Genomic DNA, 8192 nt, shown 5'->3' on the forward strand with positions numbered 1-8192 from the left:
TAACAGCTTCTTCAGGACTGCGGCTTTACGTTCTTCGGAATAGCGTGGCATGAATGCTCCCATGCCGCCCCCGTCTAGTGAAACTCAGGCGAGATCGCCAACTGGACAACTAGGCTGACAGAGGGGGAGGTTCTCAAGTGCCAACTTGGAAACCTTATTCCAGGGTGATTTGGCCGACGAAAACATCGGTGTCAGAACGGGATCGCTTGACTACTCAACCGTTGACGTACGTCTTCAGGGCCTTGGTCCTGACATTACCGTGCGTCGAAGCTTCGCTAAAACCAGCATAGGCCCTGTGGAATTTGGAAGTTGGCTGCTTGATGTCCCAAGGATTGTGCTCAAAACTAGCCCCGCGGGCCGGCCTGCAGGCGGAGCCGGTGGTACCAACGCCAGTGCGGGTATCTGCAATGATTACTCTCACCCCCGCTTCAACCCGCTTGAGGGATACGAATGGTCAAAAAATGCATTTACTGATGCACCCATGCTTTACTTTGGGGATGGAAACGCCGAGAGCCTCATTACCTTGCGATCTGATTTGAAAGGTGGCCAATTCCCCGCAGATACGAAATACGTGACGACCTCCAATGTGATTGTAAAGTGTCTGGAGGTTGACGGTCGCTTTGACGGCTACGAAGTGAAAACGCCAGACGGCCTGACTTACGAACTGACGAAACTCTCACGGATCCCTGGTGATTTTGTCTTCGGTGGTGCAGCTGGCACTAACATTGTCTCGGTTTCCAAAGTAAAGGATCAGTTTGGCAATGAAGTAACTTACCACTATCGAGAAGTTCGAAAGCCAGGTGCTCACGGCTATGGCTCTCAGTTTGTGAAGCCTAATCGACATTACGTTGAAGAGATCAATGCGACAGATGGGCGCAAAGTTACGATCAACTATGATGACAATGCATTGGAAGGAGAATATCCACTAATCAGTAGCGTCGTGGTCAATGATGCGAGTGACATAGCCGGCGATGCAGTGTGGAACTATGACTACACTGGTCTGACCTCCAATATGGGCTCGAGCTACTGTCATTTTTTGTCGGCCTCTCCTGCGGAGAAAGACCGTTGCTGGAGTGTCAGCCGTCGATGGTACATGGGCACCTATTTGGAAGAGGTGACGAGGCCAGATGGATCAACTTGGGAATTTGATTATCGTGGGCCAATTGCGGGCTCGGTTCTAGATTGTTGCACGGTTGGTGGGGCAATAAACTCACTATCCAGAGTGAAGTTTCCTTATGGTGGCGTCGTTCAGTATGAATTTGATCTTCTAGATTATCAGTTTTTCGATGATTCGGGCTGGGTTTACGAGTCACCGGTGGTTGACAGAAAAACGGTCACCGATCCGATCACGGGTTCCACGCATGTCTGGAACTACTCCTACGCAAAACTTCAAAGCCCAGATGCCACTCGAACCACTATTGTGCTTCCGGATGGGGCAAGCAAGCGAACATGGTTTTATCGATCTGGAGCATTTCGAGGACTGCCGTACAAGTCCACTGTTAGTCAAGATGGATCGATCATCAGAACTACTAACAGATCTTATGACTCGGGCACCAACCTTGGCAGTTACATTGGTATTGCGAAGGTTGATACGCACTACAGGGCTGAAGAAGAACGAGTCATCGATGGGAAATACCTCCGTACTGTCCAGTCCAGAGATCAGTGGTTTAGGGAAACCCTAGTTGAAGAGACAGGCACCTCAACTCGGACCATCGAGACTGCCTATGTTCCTTTTGCAGAACTTAACGCCGACCTTTGGATGCTCAATCTTGTTGACGAGACGACAGTCAGTGAACCTAATGTCGGCGAGTCGGCGATAGTTGATCGGGATTTCTATGAAACTGGCTTGCTGAGAAGTCTGGAACGATTTGGTGTGTCAGAAGGTGATTTTGAGTACACATCAAAAGGCGAATTGGCGAGCAAGACAACGGAAGCTTCTCAAGAGATACGCGAAGACTTCTCGAACTTTGTGGCAGGAAGGCCTCGGAACACGACGTTCAACGATGGCACCAGTGTTTCGCGTGAGTACGATGTATTTGGCAATGTTCTTTCTGAGATGGATGAAATCGGAAACCAAACGACATCCAAGCACGACGCTATGGGCAGGCTCCGCTGGGTAAAACGGCCGTTACTTGATAGAAAAGAATTTACCTATTATCCGCCTGAATCGGGCCAACCGGCTCGTGCCGAAATTAAGTTTGGAAACGAGACCTTTGCTACGAAGTATTTTGATGGTTTCGGACGTGTCCTCGCTTCAGAGGTCACGGTCAATTCAACAAGTTCAACACAACAGAATGATGATCAGATCAAGCACTACAGGTATGACTACCAAGGCAATCTCGCGTTTGAATCCCATCCGACCAATCAGTCAATAGCTACTGGTGTATTCGATCAGCCTCTAACGGTCGAGGGTATCTCCCACAGTTACGACCCCCTCTCACGAATCATTGAGTCCGTGGATTCGTCTACCGGTGGTTCGGTCGAATTTTGTTACGACGATGTTTGTCAGTATGGCCTGGAAAGTTACGACGTTGAGTTCGGGCGACTTATTGTAGATGAGCGGGGCTACAAGACGTTAGAGCGTTTCGACTGCTACTCAGATCCTGACAATTGCGAAGTCGATGAAATTCGTCGCAAGGTCAACAACCCGTCCAAGACGGATTACATTGCGCAACCCTCCTCCGTGGAAGCCCCGCCGGAAGATGAATGGATCACCATCGATATTGACCGCAATGTGCTTGGCAATCCACTGTCCATCGAGAACGACGGGGTGATTCGATCATTCACCTACCACCATGGTACCTCTTTGGTGAAAACGCAAACCGAACCAGAAGCACTTCCGGTGACCTTCTCCTATTACCCGAACGGTTCGATAGACAAGAAAGTCCAAGGAGATCGGCAGAAAAGCTATCTCTACGATAAGCGGGGACGTCTCACACACGTAAACAGTCCAACCGGTAATCTGTTGGAAGCGAATTATTATCCGAACGGTAAGATTCAGAACGCCTGGACGCGGGTGGGTGGCGAAGAATTACGGACGCACCTTACCTACACGGCGTTCGGCTCGGTCAACACACAACAACATTATCCAAATAATGGAGCCGGCCCAATTGATTACAATTACAACTCGATTGGCTACGTCGATGGGATGACTTACCCGCACGGCGATGTTGTTCAATATTCTCCTGACTTGCTGGGCCGAACCACCAAATTGATCGTGAATGGATCGGAACTCGCCTCTGTGGTTCGTAAAGTTGAGAAGCACACCCTTAGCTTGGCGAACGATGTTGTAGTGGAGAAATCTAAGAATGAGCGTGGTTTGACGAGGGATCTTTTGGTCAGGCAGGAACGCGCAGTAGTGGGCATGCCAGGCGCGCTTGATCGTCTGCAACTGATGAAATATGTCTACGACTATGATCGATCCGATAACCTACTTGAGCGTCGGAACGAGCTCACACCCAGCCTGACAAAGAACTTCGCCTACGATGGTCTCTCAAGACTGGTATGGGACGGAGCTGATTACGACTACGACGCTAACTCCAATCTCACCCTCAATGCCGGGCGTGTCATTAATTATCAGGGCAACTTGGTGGAGAGTGTCGAAGGTGCGCAATTCAAAGAGTACGATCACGACGCGTTTGGTCGTCTCACTTCAACACTCGTTGGTGGGAATCTCGTAAGGGACATCGAGTACACCGAGCTTGATCGAGTAAAAAGCATTGTTTCTCCCGGCGCATCCTCTCTCTTTGCATACAATGCTTTTGGGACACTAGCGAAATCAGACAGTCTCGACTCCTCGGGTGTGCAAGTTGATTCAACGATATTTCGCCGGGACCTCTCAGGCCGAGTCATCGAAAAACAGATCACGTCGGATGAGACAGCGCCTCCGAGACTCGTCCGCCTCTTTTACATTGAAAACAGTCTGATAGCCGAAAAAGAAGTCGTCGATAATGCGCCGCCGGTAGTTGATGTAGGTTCAGTTTCGCACTCTACGGAAGGGGGGCAGCGCCTGAATTTAAACGCGACAGCGTTTGATCCGGAGGAGGGCGATCTGACCAATTCTATTGTTTGGTTGTCAGATAAAGACGGCTCGTTTGCTACAGGTGGAAACACAAGTGCAACGCTCAGCGTCGGCTTGCATCGGGTGCGTGCGGAAGTCGTGGATTCCCAGGGTAAAAAGAGCACCTCGAATCCAATGACTGTGTCGATCTCCCCCGGCATTCAATTGAGTGCGCAGGTTCGTGAAATCTTGAAGACTCAGCCAGACAGCTACGAATTTAACTTGGAGGCTGATCCTGGATTGAGTGGAAATTTTGATTTCTTCTTCAATGGCGAGGAGACGACTCAAAGCGGATCCGTTGCGACTGTGCCGAACGTTGACTTCGGAGCCGCCAATACGATTTCTCTTTGCCGGGAGAACTCACATATTTGCTCGAACGTCTTGGAGGTCTCGACCCTCTCAAAGCTGAATGACGCTCCTGATCTATCAGAGATCACGATATCCGGAAGCGGTACCCTGGGCGAACCGATGACGTTTCAGGCAACGGCTGACGATCGGGAAGAGGGTGACCTAACCAACGCAATTAAGTGGTACTCGGTTAGGGAACCGCCCAATTACAGTTATGAAGATTCAGCCATAAAACAATTACCACCGTTCTTCTTTGATCGCCCTGCCGACCATACTGGAGGAACTTACATCGCTAATTTTGTTGAGCCTGGAACTTATTTTATCAAAGCTGAAATTTCTGATACTTCCGGATCAACAGATGTTTCGAACCAAGAGTCTTTTACGGTCTATCGAAACTTAGACGCTTATGCTGAAGATGTTCACTCAGAATACGATTGCGGGCCTCACATTTGTGCTGATGAGCATACCGTTGATATTCAAGTAGGCTACGCCAGCCAGTTTGACCACAATTTACGTTTCTACGAGAGGGGCCGCTATGGCGGCGCTTGGTATAGAATTGGCGCGTCACAGTCCCCTCACGACGAGGATGAATTCACCGTTGGGCCATTCAATTCTGATGAAATTAGTTTGAAGGTTTGTAACAGCAGCGGAAAGTACTGCAGCGATGCGTTTTCGTTTAGTGCGCCAGCAAATGGCGGCGGTGGCCAAGGTATACCGTAGATATTCAGGTAAGCTACGCCGGTCAGTTTGGCCACGACTTAAATTTCTATAAGAGGGGGCGCTATGGCGGTTCTAGGAACAGAATTGGCGCCTGACAGTCCCCTTACGACAAGGATAAATTCACCGTAGGGGCACTTAGTTCCGATGACATTAATTTGAAGGTTTGTACCAGCAGCGGAGATTACTGCAGTGATTCGTTTACGGTTTAGTGCGCCAGCAAATGGCGACGGTGGCCCAGAGATAATATGGTGATTGACATGAAAATTCTGAAACTTCTTTTCCTGGTGAGCTTGATAGTTGGCTCCAGTAGTGCTTCTGCAACAGCTGAGATCACGCGCTATCACATAGACGACAAACTGACCCAGTCATCGTTAATTCTAGATGAAGCTGGGAATGTGGTTGCGCGAGAACGCCTGAAATCTTTTGGTGGGGTTGAACAATCTACCCGCGAAATCGAGGAGTGGCTGCACTCCTATCACGGTAAGCAAAGGCATACGAGTCATGGGCTAGTGGATTTCGGAGCGAGGTTTTACGATCCCGAAATTGGTCGCTTCATTTCGATGGACCCAAGAGGATTTAGAGAGTCGTCCCCAGATTCCTTTAATCGCTATGCTTTCGCCAACAACAACCCGTATCGCTACACAGACCCGGATGGCCGAGTTGTAGAAACCGCATGGGACGTGGCCAATGTAGGAATGGGTATAGCGTCCCTGTTCAGTAACCTGTCAGATGGCAACTGGGGTGCCGCGCTGTTGGATACGGTTGGCGTAGCTTACGATGGTCTGGCATCAGCCGTACCATTGTTACCTGGAGGCGCTTCAGCGGGAATTAAGGCATCGAGAGCGGTTGATGCGGCTGCCGGTGCGGCAAAGAAAACAAACATCGATAGGGGAGCAAGGAAGCCAGGCTCTGCCGGTGTTGATCGAACAGGTAAAGACTTCACGCCGAAGACAAAACGAGAACTTGATTCGGAAAATGCCGCGAAAAATAATGGTGTAAACCGCTGTGAGGACTGCGGCGTTGAAGTTGCTCCTGGTAAAAAATCTAAACGGGGTGAAAGCCCGCCAGATAATGAGCGGCAACGTGATCATATAATACCTAAGTCGAAGGGCGGTGATGGTACCGCTGAAAATGGCCAGATCCTTTGTCGAGCGTGTAACTTGAAAAAGGGAGACGACTTTTAAAATGAAAGGTCGCGTAAAAATCTATTTTGAAATTCCAATTGCAGATTCAGACGAAATTGAAACTGAGACGATTTGGGCTGTCCCCCACGGGGCAGGCTTCAAATTGGACAACATCCCCTTTTATGCGAAAGGTGTCGCGCTTAATGACATCGTCAGCGCAAGTAAGGCGGACGGTCGTCTTTATGTGGAAGAGCTTTTGAATCCCTCTCGCCACAGCACCGTGCGTCTTTGGTTCGCGAATGAAAAAGATGTTCAAACAGTGAGGACACAACTCAAAACTATGGGTTGTGACTCAGAGATTAGTGATCAGCCTCGCTTAGTCGCAGTTGACATCCCACCCACCGTTGAGTACGAAAAAATAAGGGAATTTCTTGATGCAGGAGAGGACGATGGGAAATGGGACTATCAAGAAGCCTGTCTGGGTTTTATGTAAATCTACAGTATATCCCATTTAGGATATTGCTTATTAAGAGCGGCTTCGGCCGCTTTTTTCGTTTGTAAGTGGTCTGACGCTGCGCATCGGTGAAGAAACTGCTCTACATCGGTGCCATCCCAACCCGCTGCAGCCGATGCGATCCAAGTGCGGTTGTTGTCACTAACTTCGGGTCTGTTGCCGTAGTTGATGATCCGCACTATGTCTTGATCTGAGGGGATGAGTTTCCGAATGGCAATTGCTCTGATTAATCCATCAACTAGAAATGTGGTGTTATTGCCGTTGCCTAAGAGATTGAGAGCCTGACTTATTGAACCGTCTTTCAGGTAAGTCAATCTATTTATAGCGTCGCCAATAGCGACATAGACCATAGTCGCTTCAAAATCATGTTTGGCGAGATGATGTAAATAATCCAAGCTTTCGGTATAACCCGATTCTCCCAAGGCCATTATCATCTGGTATTGCGTTTCCCAGGTTCGCTTGTCTTTGAGTTCATTTCTTAAGGCGGCCAACAAATTGGGACCAGCGTTTTTTGCTTTTAGCTTTCTCAGCTTCTTGGCCGCCGATCGACGCTTGCTAGATGCTTTACTATTTAGTTGTCCAATCAATTCTTCGGTCGCTGTATTGCCACTCATTTTGTAGCCTATCTTTGTCTGCCTTACTGTACGTTCTAGAATTCTTAAACTTGGTCACCGCTTTACGGACATGGCTACATCGTCCCTTACCCGGAGCGTTAAAACAATTTTAGTTTGCGCCTACACGAACAGTTTGGTCTACGCACTCACGAATTCTAATGGCTGTTCTTGTCAATACCGATGCTTCCCGCAGATCGATCCCAGCCCCCATCAACCTTGTTGCACCCTCAAACACCAGGATGACCCTCACAAGGTCTGCTCGCTGCATTGCGTTCCACTTTGCAAGGCTCGCCCGGGCGTCTGCTTCGACAGATGCGGTTATCGGACGGTCGGGATACCACCAAAGGCGTGGGGCTGGTCAGATAGCCTCGCCAAGCAATGATGTGTTCCAGAACTCGTATAACTCTCGGTGCTGGCAGGTTCAGGTCAATCTCAATAGCCAGTACTTCTCGATTGAGATAGTCAAAACGTTGAAGGTGCGGAGCCGGCGACCACAGAACAGACTGCCGCTCTTGAAATCCATGGGCCAGCATCGATTAACTGTGGCTAGTACGCAGAATGGTTCCGGGGTTCTGGTCGAAAGTCGCTTCTTGCCTCCTCGCCGCTTGCCCGAGTTCAGTGGACAAAACTGCCGGTGTAGCCGCTTATGAAGCTATCCGTGACTGGACTTACACCGATACGGATGTGTAGTTGCCCCCGCTAAACCGGACACCACCTCATCAATTTGATGCCAGTTCTGCCCGGTACTCCCAGGGCGACTTCATTTTCAACCCTTTGTGCGGGTGGCTGCGGTTATAGTCCTCGATCCATTC

At 49.5% G+C, this 8192-nt stretch carries 4 protein-coding genes and 1 pseudogene; 3 read left to right on the forward strand and 2 right to left on the reverse strand.

All coding sequences use genetic code 11. The features are described 5' to 3' along the window. The first annotated feature begins 145 nt into the window (after window positions 1–145). The 3 genes from AC0B60_RS20075 (at window position 146) to AC0B60_RS20085 (ending at window position 6745) form a co-directional block, all read left to right on the forward strand. Window positions 146–5128 carry an RHS repeat domain-containing protein gene (locus AC0B60_RS20075; protein ID WP_465087644.1) on the forward strand — a complete coding sequence of 1661 codons (4983 nt, stop codon included), beginning with the start codon at window positions 146–148 and terminating at the stop codon, window positions 5126–5128. A 257-nt stretch (window positions 5129–5385) separates the two neighbouring features. Continuing rightward, entirely contained in the window at window positions 5386–6312 is a 927-nt protein-coding gene (locus AC0B60_RS20080; RefSeq protein WP_465087645.1) for an RHS repeat-associated core domain-containing protein, read from the forward strand. Window position 6313: 1 nt separating this feature from the next. Beyond that, entirely contained in the window at window positions 6314–6745 is a 432-nt protein-coding gene (locus AC0B60_RS20085) for a DUF4265 domain-containing protein (RefSeq protein ID WP_465087646.1), read from the forward strand. A gap of 2 nt (window positions 6746–6747) precedes the next feature. Here AC0B60_RS20085 and AC0B60_RS20090 read toward each other — a convergent pair whose 3' ends face one another. Together AC0B60_RS20090 and AC0B60_RS20095 are read right to left on the reverse strand one after the other, a co-directional pair. Beyond that, window positions 6748–7380 carry a HEAT repeat domain-containing protein gene (locus AC0B60_RS20090; RefSeq protein WP_465087647.1) on the reverse strand — a complete coding sequence of 211 codons (633 nt, stop codon included), beginning with the start codon at window positions 7378–7380 and terminating at the stop codon, window positions 6748–6750. A gap of 365 nt (window positions 7381–7745) precedes the next feature. Beyond that, a pseudogene (locus tag AC0B60_RS20095) lies at window positions 7746–8029 on the reverse strand (IS3 family transposase); the annotation flags it as partial. Between the last annotated feature and the right edge of the window lie 163 nt (window positions 8030–8192).

Source organism: Marinobacter sp. V34 (genome assembly GCF_055524115.1).

Bases quoted from the DNA above. Each gene is read 5' to 3' on its own strand.
- AC0B60_RS20080 (WP_465087645.1), top strand. From the start codon at position 5,386: ATGAAAATTCTGAAACTTCTTTTCCTGGTGAGCTTGATAGTTGGCTCC.
- AC0B60_RS20085 (WP_465087646.1), top strand. From the start codon at position 6,314: ATGAAAGGTCGCGTAAAAATCTATTTTGAAATTCCAATTGCAGATTCA.
- AC0B60_RS20090 (WP_465087647.1), bottom strand. From the start codon at position 7,380: ATGAGTGGCAATACAGCGACCGAAGAATTGATTGGACAACTAAATAGT.